This is a genomic window from Novosphingobium sp. 11B (assembly GCF_054589055.1).
This window is the reverse complement of record NZ_BAAILP010000114.1, coordinates 167965-186057: the sequence shown is the minus strand read 5'-3', so window position 1 is coordinate 186057 and position 18093 is coordinate 167965. Positions and strand designations below refer to the sequence as shown.

The 18093-nt window shown below is 66.5% G+C and carries 16 protein-coding genes; 12 read left to right on the top strand and 4 right to left on the bottom strand.

Translation table 11 applies throughout. From position 1 onward, the window contains the following. Positions 1 to 163: 163 nt before the first annotated feature. Positions 164 to 2284: a TonB-dependent receptor gene (locus ACYPYD_RS10975; protein ID WP_036529010.1), complete on the bottom strand. Its 2121-nt coding sequence runs from the start codon at positions 2282 to 2284 to the stop codon at positions 164 to 166. 276 nt (positions 2285 to 2560) lie between these two features. Between ACYPYD_RS10975 and ACYPYD_RS10970 the strand changes: the two genes are divergently transcribed. The 5 genes from ACYPYD_RS10970 (at position 2561) to ACYPYD_RS10950 (ending at position 7437) form a co-directional block, all read left to right on the top strand. After that, complete coding sequence (locus ACYPYD_RS10970) at positions 2561 to 3298, top strand: SDR family NAD(P)-dependent oxidoreductase (RefSeq protein WP_069709591.1); 738 nt, start codon at positions 2561 to 2563, stop codon at positions 3296 to 3298. Between the two features lie 95 nt (positions 3299 to 3393). Beyond that, positions 3394 to 4617: a class I SAM-dependent methyltransferase gene (locus ACYPYD_RS10965; protein ID WP_036529012.1), complete on the top strand. Its 1224-nt coding sequence runs from the start codon at positions 3394 to 3396 to the stop codon at positions 4615 to 4617. 23 nt (positions 4618 to 4640) lie between these two features. Continuing rightward, positions 4641 to 4976, top strand: a complete 336-nt coding sequence (locus ACYPYD_RS10960) for a hypothetical protein (RefSeq protein WP_036529014.1) — start codon at positions 4641 to 4643, stop codon at positions 4974 to 4976. 8 nt (positions 4977 to 4984) lie between these two features. Continuing rightward, entirely contained in the window at positions 4985 to 6544 is a 1560-nt protein-coding gene (locus ACYPYD_RS10955) for an FAD-binding oxidoreductase (protein ID WP_069709463.1), read from the top strand. Then, positions 6541 to 7437 (top strand): alpha/beta fold hydrolase, encoded by an 897-nt coding sequence (locus ACYPYD_RS10950; RefSeq protein WP_051587113.1) that lies wholly within the window; start codon positions 6541 to 6543, stop codon positions 7435 to 7437. The genes ACYPYD_RS10955 and ACYPYD_RS10950 overlap by 4 nt, the downstream gene beginning before the upstream one ends. Here the strand turns inward: ACYPYD_RS10950 and ACYPYD_RS10945 are convergent. Then, on the bottom strand, positions 7373 to 7879 hold the full coding sequence (locus ACYPYD_RS10945) for a VOC family protein (protein ID WP_459663135.1): 507 nt from the start codon (positions 7877 to 7879) through the stop codon (positions 7373 to 7375). The two genes, ACYPYD_RS10950 and ACYPYD_RS10945, sit on opposite strands and share 65 nt — an antisense overlap. Before the next feature lie 261 nt (positions 7880 to 8140). On the opposite strand from ACYPYD_RS10945, the gene ACYPYD_RS10940 reads away from it, so the two are divergent. From ACYPYD_RS10940 to ACYPYD_RS10920, 5 genes are all read left to right on the top strand, one after another. Next, a complete protein-coding gene (locus ACYPYD_RS10940; RefSeq protein ID WP_211150940.1) occupies positions 8141 to 8902 on the top strand; it encodes a maleate cis-trans isomerase family protein in 762 nt (253 codons plus the stop codon). Between the two features lie 88 nt (positions 8903 to 8990). Next, positions 8991 to 9935 carry a polysaccharide deacetylase family protein gene (locus tag ACYPYD_RS10935; RefSeq protein ID WP_036529021.1) on the top strand — a complete coding sequence of 315 codons (945 nt, stop codon included), beginning with the start codon at positions 8991 to 8993 and terminating at the stop codon, positions 9933 to 9935. Continuing rightward, complete coding sequence (locus ACYPYD_RS10930; RefSeq protein ID WP_036529023.1) at positions 9935 to 11098, top strand: FAD-dependent monooxygenase; 1164 nt, start codon at positions 9935 to 9937, stop codon at positions 11096 to 11098. Before ACYPYD_RS10935 ends, ACYPYD_RS10930 begins: the two co-directional genes overlap by 1 nt. Before the next feature lies 1 nt (position 11099). Then, entirely contained in the window at positions 11100 to 12611 is a 1512-nt protein-coding gene (locus ACYPYD_RS10925) for an aldehyde dehydrogenase family protein (protein WP_036529025.1), read from the top strand. An 11-nt stretch (positions 12612 to 12622) separates the two neighbouring features. Further along, entirely contained in the window at positions 12623 to 13321 is a 699-nt protein-coding gene (locus ACYPYD_RS10920; RefSeq protein WP_459663133.1) for a hypothetical protein, read from the top strand. Positions 13322 to 13414: 93 nt separating this feature from the next. Here the strand turns inward: ACYPYD_RS10920 and dmeF are convergent, their stop codons facing one another. Together dmeF and ACYPYD_RS10910 are read right to left on the bottom strand one after the other, a co-directional pair. After that, positions 13415 to 14338 (bottom strand): CDF family Co(II)/Ni(II) efflux transporter DmeF, encoded by a 924-nt coding sequence (gene dmeF / locus ACYPYD_RS10915; RefSeq protein WP_459663131.1) that lies wholly within the window; start codon positions 14336 to 14338, stop codon positions 13415 to 13417. A gap of 16 nt (positions 14339 to 14354) precedes the next feature. Next, a complete protein-coding gene (locus ACYPYD_RS10910) occupies positions 14355 to 14630 on the bottom strand; it encodes a metal/formaldehyde-sensitive transcriptional repressor (protein ID WP_008832657.1) in 276 nt (91 codons plus the stop codon). A 200-nt stretch (positions 14631 to 14830) separates the two neighbouring features. Here ACYPYD_RS10910 and ACYPYD_RS10905 point away from each other — a divergent pair, with 200 nt between their 5' ends. Both ACYPYD_RS10905 and ACYPYD_RS10900 read left to right on the top strand, forming a co-directional pair. Beyond that, a complete protein-coding gene (locus ACYPYD_RS10905; RefSeq protein WP_459663129.1) occupies positions 14831 to 16012 on the top strand; it encodes a mechanosensitive ion channel family protein in 1182 nt (393 codons plus the stop codon). 80 nt (positions 16013 to 16092) lie between these two features. Continuing rightward, on the top strand, positions 16093 to 18093 hold a 2001-nt coding region (locus ACYPYD_RS10900; RefSeq protein WP_459663128.1), incomplete at its 3' end, for a transglycosylase domain-containing protein.

Here is an 18093-nt window from a genome sequence, read left to right as displayed (position 1 = left end):
GAAGTTCCCCTCCGTCAGCCGCTTCGCGACTGCCACCTCCCCATTGCTGCGCAACAGGGAGGATGTAGGACAAAAAAGAAGGCCCGGTAGGACTTGCGTCCCGCCGGGCCTTTTAGGGTGAGGGTGGGCCGGGCACCATTTCTGGCACCCGGTCCGGGAGAGATCAGAAGCTGTAGCGGGCAGTCGCCAGCACGGTGCGCGGATCGGTCATGAAGCGCGGGTTCACGACCGAGAAGCCGAAGCCGGTCTGCCAGTTGATCTGGTTGAGCAGGTTCTTGCCCGCGACCTGGAACTGCCAAGGCCCGACGTCGTAACCGACATAGGCATTGACGATCTGCGTCGAGGTGACTGCGCCGATCGCGGCGTTGTCTGCCGTCGAGAAGAACTTGTCGCGGAAGTTGGCATCGGCGCCGAACTTGACCTTGCCCGAGCCGAGATCGAAGTTGTAGTCGAAGCCGACGGTTGCCTGGTAATCCGGCAGGAACGGCGGCGCATTGCCTGCGAGTGAACCGCCCGAGGTGCGGTACTTGCCCTTGTTGAGTGCACCGTTGCCCCAGATCTGCAGGCCATAGACCGGCTTCCATGCGATCTCGGCTTCGAGGCCCTTGATCGTCATGTTGTAGTTTTCGATCAGGAAGCCGCCGTCGCCGAGGTTGATCGATTCCTGACGGTTCTTGATCTTGTTGACGAAGCCCGAGAGCGCCACGCGCACGGTACTGCCGAGGTCGGCCTTGATGCCCGCTTCGAAGGCATCGGTGCTCTGTGGCTTGAAGGCTGCGGCCAGCTGCGCGGCGGTGGAGGCGAGGCCGTTGTAGCCGCCCGACTTGAAGCCGACGCTGTACGAACCATAGAGCAGCACGTCGTTGCTCGGCTTGAAGTTGACGCCCAGCTTGGGGGTGAACTTCTTGTAGTGGTCGCGGCTCACGGCCAGATCGCCGCCGATGTCGGCGTTGAGCGCCTTGTCCTCGAGCGTATAGCGACCGCCGGCGATAAGGGCGAGCTGGTCGGTGACGTTGAAGGTCAGCTGGCCGTAACCCGCCCAGGCGTCGGTCTTGGCATGGAAGTTGGTGCGCGAGGGCACGAAGAACGTCGTCGTGTCGACGATCTGGTCGCCGTTTTCGTGGAAGTAGTAGAAGCCGACCACGTAATCGACGAGGCCGTCAGCCAGCGAGCCGGCGGCGTTAACTTCCTGGCTGAACTGCCACTGTTGGGAGTCGCTGCTGCGCACGAACAGAGCAAGCGGTGTCGTGCCGGTGGAGCCGATCATCGAAGGATAGACGCCGCCCGAGAAGTCCTGAATCCAGAAGTCGTCCATCTCCGAGTAGCCGGTGATGGAGGTCAGCGTGCCGCCCGGATAGTCGGCCGAGAGGTGGAGCGATCCGCCCTTCTGCTTGACGCGGGTGTCCGATGCCACCGGCGAGAGCACGGTGCGGTACGAGCCCGAGAGCGGGACGATCTTGCCCTCGTCGTTGGTGGTGGTGTTGACCGACCACTGGCCGTCCGAGTTGAGGTCGAGGTAGAACAGGTTCAGGCGGGCCTTCACCACGTCGCCCTTGTAGGCGAGGTCGAACTGGCCGCCCTTGAAGTCTTCCTTGCCCACCTTCTTGTCGAGCGTGGCGTTGTACTGGCGGCCGCCGTCACGGGCGCGCACGATGCCGTTGAACGATGCGGCCCACTTGCCGTCCTCGCTCAGCGGGACCGAGATGTAGCCCTTCACGCGGCGCTCGTTCCAGGTGCCGTAGCCGACCTGCACGTTGCCGGTGAACTCGTCCGAGGGCTGCTTGGTGATGATGTTGATCGCACCGGCCGAGGCATTGCGGCCGTAGAGCACGCCCTGCGGGCCGCGCAGGACTTCGATCCGCTCGATCTCGGCGAAGTCCATCAGCGCGCCCTGCATGCGGGCGTTGTAGACGTCGTTGATGTAGAGCGCGACTTCGGCTTCCGACATGACGTAGCCGCCGTCGGTGCCGCCGCCGCCGCGGATGTACGCCTTGAGGCCCGCCGAGCCGCCGGTCACGCCGTCCAGCTTGAGGTTGGGGACGAGGCGCGCGACGTCGGTGGGGGTGTTCACCTGACGGGTCTGGATTTCGTCAGCGGTGATGGCGGTGACGCTGATGGGCACGTCCTGCAGGCGCTGTTCGGTGCGCTGCGAGGTGACGACGATGTCGCCGAAGCCGTTGGCGTCGCTGCTCGCATTTGCGGCGGCGTCCTGCGCGGCGGCCATGGCGGGGAAGGAGCCGATCGCGGTCGCGAGCAGCAGCCCCTTGGAGAATGCCTTCATCATGGTGTCGAATGAACCTTTGTGCGTAGTATCTTCTGAACCCTGGCCCGTGGCGACGTGGCTCTTTTCGAAAGGAGCTTTGCGTCGGCGCCCGTCAGGCAAAGCGGAAGCTGTCGGTGATAAGGTTTTGTGGCAATGCTGCGCCGCAAACTGTCCGCAGGATGATAACTCAGACGCATCGCTCCATGCATGAACCGCTGTGCGGATAAAAACGGCCGGGTAGCGCGCCACTTTTAGGGGCGAGCGTCAGACTGCCGCGAAATCAACGCAGTGGAGGTCATGATGGCAGAGCTTACCGCAACGCAGGGCGCGGGCGTCGTACTGGTCACGGGCGCGGCGTCCGGCATCGGCAAGGCGGCGGCGGACCTGATCGAAGCGGCCGGGCGCACGGTGGTTCGCGCGGATTTGCACGATCACGACGGACGCGGCGTCGCGCTCGATGTCGCCGATCCCGCCGCATGGGATGCACTCGTCGCGCGGCTGGAGGCCGAGGGTGGTATCGACGGCCTCGTCAACTGCGCGGGCGTCGGCGGCCTCGGCGCCATCGACGAGATCGCCATCGAGGACTGGGACCGCATCATGGCCGTCAACCTGCGGGGCACGGCGCTCGGCTGCCGGGCGGTGCTTCCGGCGATGCGCGCGCGGGGGCGCGGCTCGATCGTCAACATCGGCTCCACCTTCGGTCTCGTCGCGCGCAACGACTGCGTGGCCTACGGCGTGAGCAAGGCGGCGGTCATCCACCTGACCCGATGCATGGCGGTAGACCTTGCCGATGCGGGCGTGCGCGTGAACTGCGTGTGCCCCGGCCTGATCGAGACGCAGATGACGGCCCCGCTCGCCGATGCCGGGCTGGAGGCGCTGATGCAGGCCAACCTCCAGGCCCACGCGCTGCGCCGCATCGGCAAGCCCGCCGAGGTTGCGGAAATGGTCGCTTTCCTTATCTCGGATGCAGCCAGCTTCGTGACCGGGGCGGCGATCCCGGTCGATGGCGGCTACACCTCGGGCAAGTGGGTGTGACGCTCCACTGTCCGAGGGGTGGAGATTCCACTTTCGCAGGTGCGTGATCGCCGGCCCCGCTTATAGTTTGCGCATACGTCTTCAGGGATAACCCAATGCTCAACACCTTCCAGCAGCAGATCCATGGCATGCTGCCCACCCCGACCTCGGAAGAAGCCTCGCGGCAGGAGTTCGCGAAGAGCCTCAAGCACTTCATCCAGCAGGGCCTGCTGCCCGGCCTGCACCCGATCTATTCGGGCCGCGCCGCCCAGCGCTTCGAGAAGGAAGCGGGTCGCGCGCCGGTCGATCGCCACGACATCCGCAAGGCGATGGTGCCGGACAACTACTTCCGCCACTACGCCGCCGTGAACCGCATCAGCCAGGAACTGTTGTGGGACAGCGTGATCGATTCGATCGAGCGCGAGGAAGACAGCCTCAAGGCCGCCGCCGCAGAGAATTCGGCGAAGAACAAGGGCGAGCTGCACATCCCCGAGGGCTTCGAGGTTCCGCGCTACGTCTCCTCGCTCGACATCCACTGCATGCCGGGTGGTTATGCGGGCGGCCCGGACGATGCTTCGGACGTCTCGCTCGGCGTGCTCTACGACCGCGGTGTGTACCTCTATTCGATGGGCTACACCGGCCCGTTCAACGACGACATGGGCCGCTCGGTGGTGAACTACCTCAAGCGCAACATGCCGGACTTCAAGCCCAGGCGCATCCTCGACCTGGGCTGCACGGTCGGCCACTCGACGCTGCCGTACAAGGAACTGTTCCCCGAGGCGGAGATCTGGGGCGTGGATGTCGGCGGTCCGATGGTGCGCTATGCCCACGCCCGCGCCGGTGCGTTCGGCCTCGACGTCAACTTCGCGCAGATGAACGCCGAGAAGACCGAGTTCGAGGACGCCTCGTTCGACCTCGTCGTCAGCCACATCCTGCTGCACGAGACCAGCGGCAAGGCGATGCCCCGCGTGTTCGAGGAATGCGCCCGCGTCCTCAAGCCCGGCGGCCTGATGATCCACGCGGATCTGCCGCCGTTCGACCTGATGGACCCGTTCACGCAGTTCATCCTCGACAACGAGACGTACTACAACAACGAGCCGTTCTGGGGCGCGATGCGCGACATGGACCAGATCGCGCTGGCCACCAAGGCGGGCTTCGACCCGGCGACCATCCGCTTCGACACCGCGCCGATGGCGGTGATGGAATATGCGGGTGCGGGCTATACCGAGGAATCTGCCGCCGACGTCGCCGAGCGCGAGTTCACGGCGGGCGAGTTCGCTCCCGGCGGCGGCTGGGAAGTTCTCATCGCCCAAAAGCCCCACGCTCAGCCTACTGCCTGATCCCTTAGGAACGAGACAAAGACATGAAGCGTGACGCACGGGGCAAGCGGCCCCAGTTCTACCAGGACCCGGCCCTCGACCAGATGATGGGCATGATCATGGTCCTCGCGGGTGAGGTTTCGGTGCTGGCCGACCAGCTCGATTCCACCCAGCGCGTGCTGGCCAACCACAACATCGACGCGCGCGCCGAAGTCGATGCGCTCGTCCTCGACGACGCGGCGCTGGAAGCCCGCGAGGCGCGCCGCCAGCAGATGCTGGAACGCATGTTCTATCTCGTCCGCAAGGAAGCTTCCGAGGCGGCAGGCAAGGAAACAACCGAAGGCTACATCGCCACCCTCGACGCGATCGCGGAAGGGTAAGCGATACAATGAGCATGAATGCGAGCGCGCTGGCGAACATCGTCGGTGCGGACAACCTGCTGACCGACCCGGCCAAGGTCGCCTACTTTGCCACCGACGTCTACCGCGCACAGGTCATGCCGGGCGCGGTCGCGCGTCCTGGCACGATCGAGGAACTGCAGGCCGTGGTGCGCGAGGCGGCGGCCGCCAAGCTGCCGTTCACCGTGCGCGGCGGCGGCGCGTCCTACACCGATGGCTACAATGCGGTGGACGGCTCGCACCTGCTCATCGACATGAGCCGCCTGAACCGCATCGTCGAGATCGACGAGTTCAACGGCTACGTCACCGTCGAGGCGGGCGTTACCTGGCTCCAGTTGTCCGACGCGCTGGAGGCCAAGGGCCTGCGCACGCCGTTCCGTGGGCCGTTCTCGGGGATCGCGGCGACCATCGGCGGATCGATGTCGCAAAACTCGATCAGCCACGGCTCGGGCGCATGGGGCATTTCGGCGGAATCGGCGCTGGCCTTCGACGTGGTACTCGCCGACGGCAGCCTGCTGCGCACCGGCACAGGCGCGCTGGGCGAGAAGCCGTTCGGCCGTCATGCGGGACCTGACCTCACCGGCCTGTTCACCGGCGACTGCGGCGTTTTCGGCCTCAAGGCCCGCGTTACGCTGCCGCTGCTGCGCCACAAGCCCGCGCATCGCGTGCTGTCCTTCGCCTTCGCTGAATTCGCGCAGATGCACGAATCGATGCGCCGCATCGCCATGGAGCGGGTCGAGGATTCGCACTTCGCGCTCGACGCTGCGCTGTCGCAGGGCCAGATCGCCAAGCAGGAGCGCGCGGGCGGGCAGCTGGCGATGGCGATGTCCATCGTCAAGAGTTCGCCCTCGGTCTTCGCCGGGCTCAAGCAGGTCGCGGCGGCGGGCATTCTCGCCCGCAAGCAGATTTCGGCCTCGAACTTCATGACGCACTACATCGTCGAGGGTTTCGACGATGCCGAGTGCCGCGCCAAGCTGCAGCGCCTGCGCGACCTGACCGCCGACCTCGGCCGCGAAATCGTCGCGACGGTGCCTTCGGTGGTGCGCGGCATGCCTTTCGCACCGCTCTACAACACGCTCGGCCCGGGCGGCGAGCGCTGGGTGCCGCTGCACGGCGTCATGGCGCACGACCGCGTGCGTGATTTCCACGAAGCGCTCCAGCGCTTCTACGCGGACCGCGCCGCCGACATGAAGCAGCACGGCGTGTGGGGCGGCGGCATGTATTCCACCGTTGGGTCGAGCGGTTTCCTTTACGAAATCGCGCTCTACTGGCCGGACGAGCAGACCGCCTACCACGCGGAATCGGTGCCCGGCGACTACCTCGCCAGCCTGCCGAAATTCCCGGCGAACCCGGCCGCGCGTGAGTACGTCCATCGGCTCAAGGGTGAGCTTGTCGATCTCTACGACGCCCACGGCGCGCTGCACTTCCAGCTCGGCCGTGCCTATCCCTACGCCGCGCGCCTCGGAGCAGAGCCCAAGGCGCTGGTCAGCGCGATCAAGTCGGCGCTCGATCCGCAGGGCCTCATTGGTCCGGGCGTGCTGGGCCTGTGACCCGTAACACCGTCCGCAAGTCCTACGTGGACCTTGCGGACGGGCAGCTGCACGTGCGCGAGGTGGCGGGCCTTGAAGCGCCGGGCGGGGAGCCCGCCATCGTCTTCCTGCACCAGACCGCGTGCTCGGCGCAGAGCTACGACCCGCTGCTGGCCGAACTCGATCTGCCCAACCGGCTCGTCGCGATCGACACGCCGGGCTTCGGGGGCAGCTTCGATCCGGTCGGCTGGCCTTCGCTCGCGGACTATGCGGCGTGGATTCTGGAAGGGATCGACGCGCTCGGGATCGGGCGTTTCCATGTCTTCGGGCATCACACCGGCTCCAGCCTTGCGGTGTACTTCGCCGCGAACCATCCCGAGCGGGTGGCGTCAATCATACTGGCGGGCGCCGAGCTGATGACGCCGGATGAGCGCGCGCACTTCGAGCAGACGCATGGCGAGCCGATCGGCCTCAAGCGCGACGGATCGCACCTCCAGACCAACTGGGACTACGCCGCCGGCTACAACGAGGGCATCGACGTGGAGATCATCCATGACGAAGTCGTCGCCATGCTGCGCGCATGGAAGGCCCGACCACAAGCCTACATGGCGGTGGCAAAGTCCGACACGCCTGCACTGGCAGCGCGCGTCACCGCGCCAGTGCTGCTGCTGACCTCACCCGACGACTATTTCCACGCCGAGCTGGACCGCGCGAAGGCCGCTTTCCCCGGCGCGAGCCTTGCCGTCACCGGCGGGGCGAACTTCCAGGCCACCGCGGACCCGCAAGGCGTCGCGCGCGCGGTGGAAGAGTTTCTGGCGTCGTCCCGGATCAAGTCCGGGACGACGTGGATCAGGAATAATCCAGTTCCGGGCGGGTGCGCTCCTGCTGCGCGGGGTCGGTTTCAACGAGGTTGATGAATACCCCATCGCAGTCGCGGATGCAGACTTCCAGCTGCGCGCGGTGTTCCATCGCGAAGACCTGTGGCTCCGGCGCCCACGTTGCGCCGAGGGCGCGCAGCGTTTCCATCGTTCTGGCCATGTCGGTCACGTAGAAGACCAGCGCCACCTCGCCGATGCGCGCCGGGCCGGTTGCGGGGGGGATGGCGTCGTCCGTGGTGCCGTCCGCCAGCTTGAACAGGCCGACCATGCCGTAGTTGGGGCCGGGGCGCTTGACGATGCGGATCTCGAATGGGCGCGGGTCGTCGAAGCCCAGGATCTCGGTCGCCGAAGGATGGCTCAGCTTGCCCTCGAAGTAGGTCTCGGTGAGGCCGATGGCGCGGTAGAACTGCGTCGCCTTGTCGAGATCGCGCACGAAGATCGTCGCACGCACGAGGGCGGAGGAGGGATGCTCGGTCATCGGTCTGCCTTTGCTGGTTCGCCCCGATAGTTCCCGTCCTGCCGCGCCGCCGCGAGCGCGCGGCCGCCAATGGTCGTCAGGTGGACAACGGGACGGGTGCCGCCTTGCGGAAGGTCGGCCCGGGGCGCGATGAACGGTCATGACCGGGAGCATCAGCAGCCCCCGATCCGCAAGGGCGACACGATCTTCCGGCCAGGGTTCTGCCGGCCCGTCTGCAACTCTTTCGGAGAGTCCGCTCTCCAGCTGCGTGGGATATAGAAAATGACGGATTCTCTCGGTTACCGCATGAAGTTCGCGGTGGTCGCCCCCTCGACCAACACCAGCGTCGAGCCCGAGTACGCGGACATGCGCCCGCGCGGCGTGACCAACCACTTCTCGCGCATCGCGATTCCCGACACCAAGGTCGTGGACGACGCGACGTTCGTGGAGATGCTGGAGAACATCCGCAGCGCCACGTTCGATGCGGTCGACGTGTCGATGTCGATGGACCCGGGCTGCGTCGTCATGGGCATGTCGGCCGAGACCTTCTGGGACGGTGCCGAGGGCGCCGAGCGCCTGCACCAGCGCATGCTGGAGCGGACCGGCGGCGTGCCGGTGATCATGGGCTCCACCGCCGTGGACGCCGCGATCCGGGCCTATGAGGAGGCCGACGGCAAGAAAATCCGCAAGATCGGCATCCTCACCCCTTATGCGCCGGTGGGCGACGCCAACGTCAAGAAGTTCTTCGAGGACCAGGGCTACGAGGTCGTCCACGTCGAGGGCCTCAAGTGCCAGTCGCCGATGCTTATCGCGCACGAGAGCAAGCAGACCCTCAAGCGCGCCGCCATCAAGGTAAGCGAGGGCGTCGACGCGGTGATCCAGGCGGGCACCAACCTGGCCTTCGCCGAAGTCGCCGCCATGGCCGAGTTCTGGCTGGAAAAGCCGGTGATCGCGATCAACACCGCCACCTACTGGCACGCCCTGCGCACGATGGGCTTCACGGACCAGAAGGAAGGTTTCGGCCGCCTGCTTGCGGATTTCTGATCCGCCACTTGCAAAGCAAGCACTGGCGATACGGCATCGGCGCTCTAAGCTGACCTCAGGGTCGAGAGATTAGAATACGGAGTTCACAATGGAATACGATTACGTCCCGATGCCGCAGCGCCAGCCGCTCCAGTGGCCGGACGGCAAGCGCGTGGCGCTGCTGATCACCTTCAATCTCGAGACCTGGGATCTCACCAAGGATACCGACAAGCCCTACTACGCGGGCGGCCCGGCGATCCTGCCGGACATCCTGCCCGGCAACACGCCGGACTTCCCGAACTACACTTGGCGCGAATATGGCCAGCGCGTGGGCATCTGGCGCCTGTTCGACCTGTTCGACGAACTGGGCGTCAAGGCCAGCTGCACCACCAACGCCGTCACCTTCGAGCGTCGCAAGGCGATGACCGATGCGGTGCTGGAGCGCGGCTGGGAACTGCTCACCCACAACTGGGAGCAGGGCGAACTGCTCACCACCTTCGCGCACGAGCCGGAGAAGGAGCGCGACATCATCATGCGCTCGCTCGAGCAGTTCGAGAAGTACACCGGCCGCAAGTCGAAGGGCTGGCTCTCGTCGTCGCTGCGCGGCACGATGCAGACGGCGGACATCCTCGCAGGGGAGGGCTGCACCTTCTACTGCGACATCATGAACGACGACCAGCCGTACCTGCTGCGCACGCCGAACGGCCCCATCGTCTCGGTCCCGTACTCCAACGAGATCAACGACTTCACTTTCATCACCCGCAAGAACTTTACCACCGACCAGTTCCGCGATGCGCTGATCGAGGAACTCGACGTGCTCTATGCCGAAGGCGCCAAGAGCGGCCGGATCATGAACATCGGCCTGCACCCGCACGTCGCCGGCCGCGCCCACCGCGTCCGCGCGGTGCGCGAGTTCATCGAGCACGCGAAGTCGCTCGACGGCGTCTGGTGGGCCACCCGCGAGGAAATCGCTGAGTGGTATCTCCAGAACCACGAGAGCCATATTCCGGGTCAGCTTGGGCAGGGTCAACTTGGCCAGGGTCGGGTCGGCTGATGGACAAGGCTAGGGTTCTCGTCGCCGGCGGCGGCATTGGCGGGCTGGCCGCGGCCATCGGGCTCCTGCGCAAGGGGTTCGAGGTCGAGGTCTTCGAAGGCGCGCAGAGCTTCGGGGAAGTGGGGGCGGGTGTCACGCTCGCTCCCAACGCGATGGCGGGGCTGCAGTACCTCGGCCTCGGCCCAAGGATCGAGGCTGCGGGCAGCGAGCCGATGCGGCAGGTGGTGCGGCACTGGGAGGACGGGCGTGTCCTCAAGACGCTGGAGCGCGGCAACCAGATGCGCGAGAAGTACGGCGTTCCGTACCTCTACATGCACCGCGCCGACCTTCACGCGATCCTCGTCGAGACGGCGCGGGAGCTGGGCGGCAAGCTGCATCTCTCGGCCCGCGTGTCCGAAGCCGGGCATGACGGCGCAGAAGCCTGGCTGAAGCTGGAGGACGGCACCGAGCATCGCGGCGACCTGCTGGTCGGCGCGGACGGCCTCAAGTCGGTGGTGCGCAGGATTTTCGAGCCGATCTCGGCCCATTTCACCGGCCACGTCGCATGGCGCGGGGTAGTGCCGGTGGATGCCGAACTGCGCGAGCTTGCCGAGAACCCCGGCAACTTCATCGGGCCGGAGCGCATGGCGGTGTGGTATCCGCTACGCGGCGGCACGCAGATCAACCTCGTCTTCTTCGCCCGCGAGGAAGGCTGGACCGATGACGGTTGGACGATTCCGGCCAGGCGCGCCGAACTGCAGCAGGTCTTCGCCGGCTGGTGCGAGCCGATCCAGTACATGATCGCGCATCTGGAGGAAGACCGCCTGTTCAAATGGGCGATCAACGCCCGCTCGGCGCTGTCGACGTGGAACCAGGGCGGCTGCATCACCCTGCTCGGCGATGCGGCGCACGCGATGACGCCGTTCCTGGGGCAGGGCGCTTCCTGCGCCATCGAGGACGCGGTCGTGCTCTCCCGTGCGATGGAGGGGAGCGACACGGTGGCCGAGGCGATCGAACGCTACGAACGCGCGCGCATCGAGCATGCGACGTTCATCCAGGCGGAATCGAACGCCAACGCCGAACGCCTGCAGAGCAAGGACGCGGACAACTTCGGCAAGAAGGAAGTCCGCAACGAGGAAACGCTGGGCCTGTTCGCCTACGATGCCGGCAAGGTGGAAGTATAAGATGACCCTGACTGCAGCCGATTTCCCCGTCGAACTCTCGCCCGGCACCTGGGACGTCCTGCGCGGCGACTTCCCGCTCCTGATCGACGGCAAGTTCGTATCTTCCGCAAGCGGCGCGGCGGGCGTAACCCACGATCCCGCGACCGGCGCCGCGCTGGCGGACTTCGCGCTCGGCGATGCGGTGGACGTGGACCTTGCGGTCCGCGCGGCCCACAAGGCCTTCGGCGGCCCGTGGTCGAAGCTCTCGCACTTCGAGCGCGCAAGGCTGCTGCGCAAGCTGGCCGACCTGTTCGAGGCCAACACGCAAGTGCTGGCCGAACTCGAGGTCATCGACAACGGCATGCCGATGTGGCTCGCTGGCCTGACCGCCCGCAACAATGCCGAACTGTTCCATTACTACGCGGGCTGGGCGGAGCGGATCGAGGGCACCACCACGACCCCGCCCGCGCATGTCCTCGCGGCGGGAGAGGCGCTGACCTACACCCTGCGCGAGCCGGTCGGCGTCGTCGGCCAGATCGTGCCGTGGAACGTCCCGCTCTCGATGGCGTGTCTCAAGCTGGCTCCGGCGCTGGCGGCGGGCTGCACCGTGGTCCTCAAGCCCGCCGAGGAGACGCCGCTCAGCGCCGTCGTGCTCGGCCGTCTGATCATGGAGGCGGGCTTCCCTGAAGGCGTCGTCAACATCGTCAACGGCGATGGCGCGACGGCGGGCGCGGCGCTGGTCAAGCATCCGCTGGTGTCCAAGATCTCGTTCACCGGGTCGACCGAAGTGGGCAAGCTGATCGTGCGCGAATGCGCCGACGATCTCAAGAAAGTCAGCCTCGAACTGGGCGGCAAGTCGCCGGTGATCGTCTTCCCGGATGCGGACATGGCCAAGGCCGTGCCGGGCGTTGCGATGGCGACCTTCTTCCTGCAGGGCCAGAACTGCATGGCGGGCACGCGCATCTTCGTCCACGCCGATATCTACGACGAACTGCTCGAAGGGATGGCCGCGTTCGCCGGGTCTATGAAGATCGGCCATGGCCTGCATGCGGACACGATGATCGGTCCGCTGATCTCCGCCAAGCAGAAGGCCCGCGTCATGAGCTTCGTCGAGGAGGCGAAGGCAGGCCCGGCGCGCGTCGTCGCGGGGGGCAAGGCGCCCGAAGGCCCCGGCCACTTCGTCGAACCCACCATCGTTGCCGACACCACCCCCGACATGCGCGTGGTGCGCGAGGAGATCTTCGGCCCGGTCATGGCCGTCCAGCGCTTCGAGGGCGACGACCTCGACGCCATCGCCGCGATGGCGAACGACAGCGACTTCGGCCTTTCGGGCAGTGTCTGGACGCAGGACCTGTCCACCGCGCACAAGATGGCGGCGCGGGTGCGGTCGGGCCATGTCTCGGTCAACACCCACGGTGCGGTCGGCGCCAACATCCCGTTCGGCGGCTTCAAGCAGTCGGGCTGGGGGCGTGAGTTCGGGCGTGAGGGGCTGGACCTCTATCTGGAGACCAAGGCCGTGACCGTGGCCCTGTGATGGAAAATGCAGTGACTTATCTTCGTCGTCATGCGGGCCGCATCGTCTATCATCACGCCGATGGTCCGCAGGGGATCGAGGACTTTGGCATCGACGTGCGCGCCGATGGCCGCACGGTCCGCGCCTATTGCGAGATGGGCGACGGCGCCCTGACCCGCGATGCCTCGTGGAGCCTCGATGCCGATCTGCGCCCGGTCGAGGGTCAGGTGCGCGTCGTCCAGCACGGCAAGCTGACGGGCAGTTCCTGGTACTATTTCACGCCTGACGCCACGCATTGTGAGTCGTTGACGGCGAACCTCGGGCGTACCAGCCAGACATTGCCCGGACGGATCGATTACCTCGGCCTGCATCCGCTTGTGGGCGACGGTGCCATCGCGCTTGCGCGCGGGACCGACGAGCCGGGGGCGGAACGGATGATCCCCAGCGTCACCTGTTCCTACGACATTAACGGCGAAAGCTCGCTCGTCGCGCTGCCGATCACGATTGGCGTTACCTATGTCGGCAAGGAGGTGCTGACCGTTCCTGCGGGCACGTTCACGGCCGACGTCTACGAACTGCGCTGGCAGCCGCACTGGCCGCCCGCGCGGCTGTGGGTGCACGGCGAGGATGCAGTGTTCTTGCGCCTGACCTGGGAATTCTCCGGGCTCGACAGCCAACTGGAGCGCTACGCGACCGCCACGGGCGAGGATAGCGCCTGGTTTGCAAGCTGACGTGGGCCCCGCTCACCCTTTCCCTGCTCTCACTCCTTTTCGTCATTGCTTCGCTACGCTCGCAATGACGAGGGGTGTGGACGACGCCTGCCCTCAATGTCGCTCGATCGAGACGTGGCGCAGTTCATGCACCGGCGCGAGGCGGCGGCGCAGTTCGCCATGGTCGCGTGCCGAACTGGCCGATATGATCGCGGCATGGGCGTCGGGGCTGATGCGCCAGACGTGAAGGTCGGTGATGCGCGCGTCGCCGGGGCCTTCGATGGCCTCGCGCACTTCTTCCGCGACGTGGTCGTCGGTGCGGTCGAGCAGGATGGCGGCGGTGTCCTTCATCAGCGACCATGACCAGCGCGCAATGACGACCGCGCCGACCACGCCCATCAGCGGGTCGAGGAAGGTCCAGCCCAGATAGCGCCCGGCCAGCAACGCGACGATCGCCATGACCGAGGTGAGCGCATCGGCCAGCACGTGCAGGTAGGCCGAGCGCAAGTTGTTGTCGTTGTGCGCGTGGCCGTGACGATGCCCGTGATCATGATGGTGCCCATGCCCGTGCCCATGGTGGTGATGGTCGCCGGAGAGCAGCAGGGCGCTGACGATGTTCACGATCAGGCCGATCACCGCGACGATGGTGGCGTCCCCGAACGCCACCGGACCGGGGTTGAGCAGGCGTTCCACTGATTCCGCCCCGATCCCCACCGCGAACAGCGCCAGAACCAGAGCCGAGGCGAAGCCGGCGAGGTCACCGACCTTGCCGGTCCCGAAGCTGAAGGCCGGATTTCGGCGGTGCCTGCGAGCATAGCGATAGGCCAGCGCGGCGACGCCGAGCGCTCCGGCATGGGTCGCCATGTGGAACCCGTCGGCGAGCAGCGCCATCGATCCGGTGGCATATCCGGCGACGATCTCGCCCACCATCATGACGGCGGTGAGCACGACGACCCACTGCGTGCGGCGGGCGTTGGCGTCGTGCGAGGCGCCGAGGAAGTCATGATCGTGAATGGTTGGGTGAGGCAGGGAAGCCATGGGAGATGCGGTCTTTCTACTTCGCGTAACGGCGGATGGCGGCGATCACGGCCTGTACGCCGTCCTCGCGCTCGGCATCGGAGAGGTCGGGCGCGGAGACGTGGGTGCGCAGGTGGTCCTCGATCAGTTCGTCGATGAAACCGTTGACCGCGCCGCGGACCGCCGCGCTCTGCAGCAGCACTTTCGCGCAGTCCTCCCCTTCGACGAGCGAGCGCTCGACCGCCTGCAACTGCCCGACCATGCGACGTATCCGCATGATGAGCGCCTGATTGTCCTTGCCGAGATGTGCCATACCTATACCCCCTTAGGGTATAAGCGGCGAAGCCGCAAGGTTTGACCCGCCCGGGCGGTCCCGATACGGGAACAAAGTCGAGGGCCGTTCATTTCAAAAGCCCGCGCCGACGCTCCGTTTCGCTTCGGGAGCGTCGCCCATCCGCCGGTTCGGGTCGCCATCCGCAGCCGGCGCCACAGACGCAGGATCACGAGCACGCGATGAGCGTAATCACCACTATCGCCGCAGCGGCAGCCGCCCCCGCCGCCACTCCGGCTCCCGCAAAGTCCCCCATTGCCGACGTTTCCGTGCAGGTCCGCGACTTGTCGAATTCGACCTTCGCGTGGTTCCAGGCCTACTGGCTGCAGATCATCATCGCGGTGGCCATCGCGGTGGCCATCGTCTCGGCACTCTACGCGCTGCGCCGCCTCGGCGCGCGGTTGTGCCGCGAAGAACGCGGGCGGGGCGACTGGCTCACCATCGTCGGCCGGGTGGTCACCAAGACGACCAACTATTTCATCATCATGGTCGCGATCCGCGCGGTCGACGGCTACGCGCAGACGCCGCCGATGATCGACCGGATGGTGACCTTCTTCTTCACCCTCGCCGCCGTCCTGCAAGGCGCGATCTGGGCGCGCGAGTTCATCCTCGGCGCGATCGAGCACAAGACTTCGGCCGAGCACTTCAAGGGCGAGGCGATCATCAACGCCATGGGCCTCATCCGCCTGCTGGTGAGCGTGGTCGTCTTCGCGGTGGCGACGGTGGTTCTGCTCGACAACATCGGCGTCAACGTCACCGGCCTCGTCGCGGGTCTGGGTGTGGGCGGCATCGCCATCGGTCTGGCAGCGCAAGGCATCTTCGCCGATCTTTTCGCGGCGCTGGCGATCATCTTCGACCGCCCTTTCAGCAAGGGCGACCAGATCAGCTTCGGCACCAGTTCGGGCGTTATCGAGGCGATCGGCCTCAAGTCCACCCGCATCCGCGCCTATACCGGCGAACTGCGGATCATCGCCAACAAGAACCTGCTCGACAAGGAGATCCTGAACGTCAGCGGGCGCGACCACATCCGCCTGCCGTTCACCATCGGCGTCGCCTACGAGACCCCGCCGGAGACGCTGGCGCGCATTCCGGGCATCCTGACCGAGCTTGTCGAGGCGGAAGGCGGCAAGGCATCGCGCGCCGGTTTCGAGAGCTTCGGCGCCAGTTCGCTCGATTTCAGCCTGCTGGTGGACGTGCCCGGCAAGGACTGGGGCATCGCCCACCCCTTGCGCGACCGGTTGATGGTGGCGATCGTCAAGCGGTTCGCGCAGGAGGGCATTGTGATCCCCTATCCGACGCAGACGACCTTCACCGCCGCGCCCGACGGCACGATCATCATGCCCTATCCCGAAAAGGCGACCTGACGACGATGGCAGGGCGCTGTACGCCTTTCGTCGAAACCGCGGATGCGTTTGCCGGGAGAATCAGCTAAACGCAGGCGGCAATGGAGCTTTCCCGCCATATAGCCGCCGACCCCCGCGAGCCCGAACTGGACAACGTGCTCGTCGAGACCCCCTTGCCCGAAGGCAGGGGGTGGCGCACTTGGCTGCGCCGACTGTTGGCATGGCTGTGGCGGCTTCTGCCGTGGCACCGCTGGACGTGGAAGCAGCGCATCGTCCGCACTTTCGCGGGGGTTCTGGCGCTGTTCGTGCTGACCGTGGGCTATCTCGCGGTCACCGCGCCGCTGTCCAAGTCGCTCCAGCCGATCGCGCCGCCCGAGATCACCCTGCTCGCCGCCGACGGTACGCCGATCGCCCGCAACGGCGCGGTCACCGACGATCCGGTCAAGGTAAAGGACCTGCCGCCGCACGTCGTGCAGGCGTTCCTGGCGATCGAGGACCGGCGGTTCTACTCGCACTGGGGCATTGACCCGCGCGGCATTGCCCGCGCCGCGCTCAGCAACGTGACCGGCGGGAATACGCAGGGCGGCTCCACGATCACGCAGCAGCTGGCCAAGTTCACCTTCCTGAGTTCGGAGCGCAGCCTCACGCGCAAGGGGCGCGAGATGCTGATCGCGTTCTGGCTGGAGGCATGGCTGACCAAGGACGAGATCCTCGAGCGCTACCTTTCGAACGCCTACTTCGGCGACAACACCTACGGCATCCGCGCGGCCTCGCTGCACTACTTCCATCGCCAGCCCGAGAAGCTGACCGAGGGGCAGGCGGCGCTGCTGGCGGGGCTGATGAAGGCTCCCTCGCGCCTGGCGCCGACCAACAACTTCGCCGCGTCCGAAAAGCGGATGAGGGTGGTCCTGCAAGCCATGGCCGATGCGGGATACATGACTCCGCAGCACGCGAAGGCCGTATCCACGCCCCGTCTCGACGTGCGCAACCGGGCCGAGCTTCCGACCGGCACCTACTTCGCCGACTGGGCGCTGCCGCAGGCGCGCCAGCTCGAAGCGGCGGGCCACGCCGAGTCCTATCGCACCACGCTGGATTCGCGCCTGCAAGCCGCCGCGCACCGCGCCACCCGGCAGGTTCCTGCAGGCACGCAGGTCGCGCTCGTGGCCATGCGCCGCAACGGAGAGGTCGTCGCCATGGTCGGCGGGCGGGACTATTCGCAAAGCCCGTTCAACCGCGTCACGCAGGCGCGCCGCCAGCCAGGCTCGACTTTCAAGCTGTTCGTCTACCTCGCCGCGATCAAGTCCGGGATGAGCCCCGAGGATACGATCCCCAACACGCCGATCGATACCGGCTCCTACCGCCCGCAGAACGCCGGCGGGGCCTATTCGCCGACGATCACGCTGGAGGATGCCTTTGCGCGGTCCAGCAACGTCGCGGCGGTGCGGCTGTTCAACCGGGTCGGGGACGAGTCGGTGATCGACATGGCGCGGCGGCTCGGCGTGTCTTCGCCGCTGCCGATGGGCGATCCCAGTCTGGCGCTCGGCACCGCGACGATGACGCTGCTGGAACTGACCTCCGCCTATGCGGGTGTCGCCGCCAACAGCTTCCCGGTCGAGCCGCGCGCCTTCCCGGTGCCGGAGGCGGGCTGGTTCGACTGGTTGCTCGACGGCAAGCGCTCGCTCTCGAAGCATGATCACGAGGCGATCGAGGGCATGCTGCGCGCCACCGTCAATCGCGGCACGGGCCGTGCGGCCATGCTGCAGGCGCCGAACTTCGGCAAGACCGGCACCAGTCAGGAGAACCGCGATGCGCTCTTCGTGGGCTATTCGGGTGATCTCGTCGTCGGCGTCTGGGTCGGCAAGGACGATAATTCGCCGCTGAACGGGGTCTCCGGCGGCACCGTCCCGGCGCGCATCTGGCGCGACTTCATGCGCGAGGCATTGGGCGAGAAGGCCGCGCCGCCGCCGCGCAAGGCTGCCGATCCGGATGGCCCGGTCCAGCCGCTCGACGTGCCGGATCTCGGCGACATTCCGGTAGGCGACGACAACCACATCCGCATCGAGAACGGACAGGCGGTGTTGAGCACCAAGGTCGAAGGGGTG

Coding starts and splice junctions, on each gene's coding strand:
- ACYPYD_RS10975 (WP_036529010.1), bottom strand. CDS start 2,284: ATGATGAAGGCATTCTCCAAGGGGCTGCTGCTCGCGACCGCGATCGGC.
- ACYPYD_RS10970 (WP_069709591.1), top strand. CDS start 2,561: ATGATGGCAGAGCTTACCGCAACGCAGGGCGCGGGCGTCGTACTGGTC.
- ACYPYD_RS10965 (WP_036529012.1), top strand. CDS start 3,394: ATGCTCAACACCTTCCAGCAGCAGATCCATGGCATGCTGCCCACCCCG.
- ACYPYD_RS10960 (WP_036529014.1), top strand. CDS start 4,641: ATGAAGCGTGACGCACGGGGCAAGCGGCCCCAGTTCTACCAGGACCCG.
- ACYPYD_RS10955 (WP_069709463.1), top strand. CDS start 4,985: ATGAGCATGAATGCGAGCGCGCTGGCGAACATCGTCGGTGCGGACAAC.
- ACYPYD_RS10945 (WP_459663135.1), bottom strand. CDS start 7,879: ATGACCGAGCATCCCTCCTCCGCCCTCGTGCGTGCGACGATCTTCGTG.
- ACYPYD_RS10940 (WP_211150940.1), top strand. CDS start 8,141: ATGACGGATTCTCTCGGTTACCGCATGAAGTTCGCGGTGGTCGCCCCC.
- ACYPYD_RS10935 (WP_036529021.1), top strand. CDS start 8,991: ATGGAATACGATTACGTCCCGATGCCGCAGCGCCAGCCGCTCCAGTGG.
- ACYPYD_RS10930 (WP_036529023.1), top strand. CDS start 9,935: ATGGACAAGGCTAGGGTTCTCGTCGCCGGCGGCGGCATTGGCGGGCTG.
- ACYPYD_RS10925 (WP_036529025.1), top strand. CDS start 11,100: ATGACCCTGACTGCAGCCGATTTCCCCGTCGAACTCTCGCCCGGCACC.
- dmeF (WP_459663131.1), bottom strand. CDS start 14,338: ATGGCTTCCCTGCCTCACCCAACCATTCACGATCATGACTTCCTCGGC.
- ACYPYD_RS10910 (WP_008832657.1), bottom strand. CDS start 14,630: ATGGCACATCTCGGCAAGGACAATCAGGCGCTCATCATGCGGATACGT.
- ACYPYD_RS10905 (WP_459663129.1), top strand. CDS start 14,831: ATGAGCGTAATCACCACTATCGCCGCAGCGGCAGCCGCCCCCGCCGCC.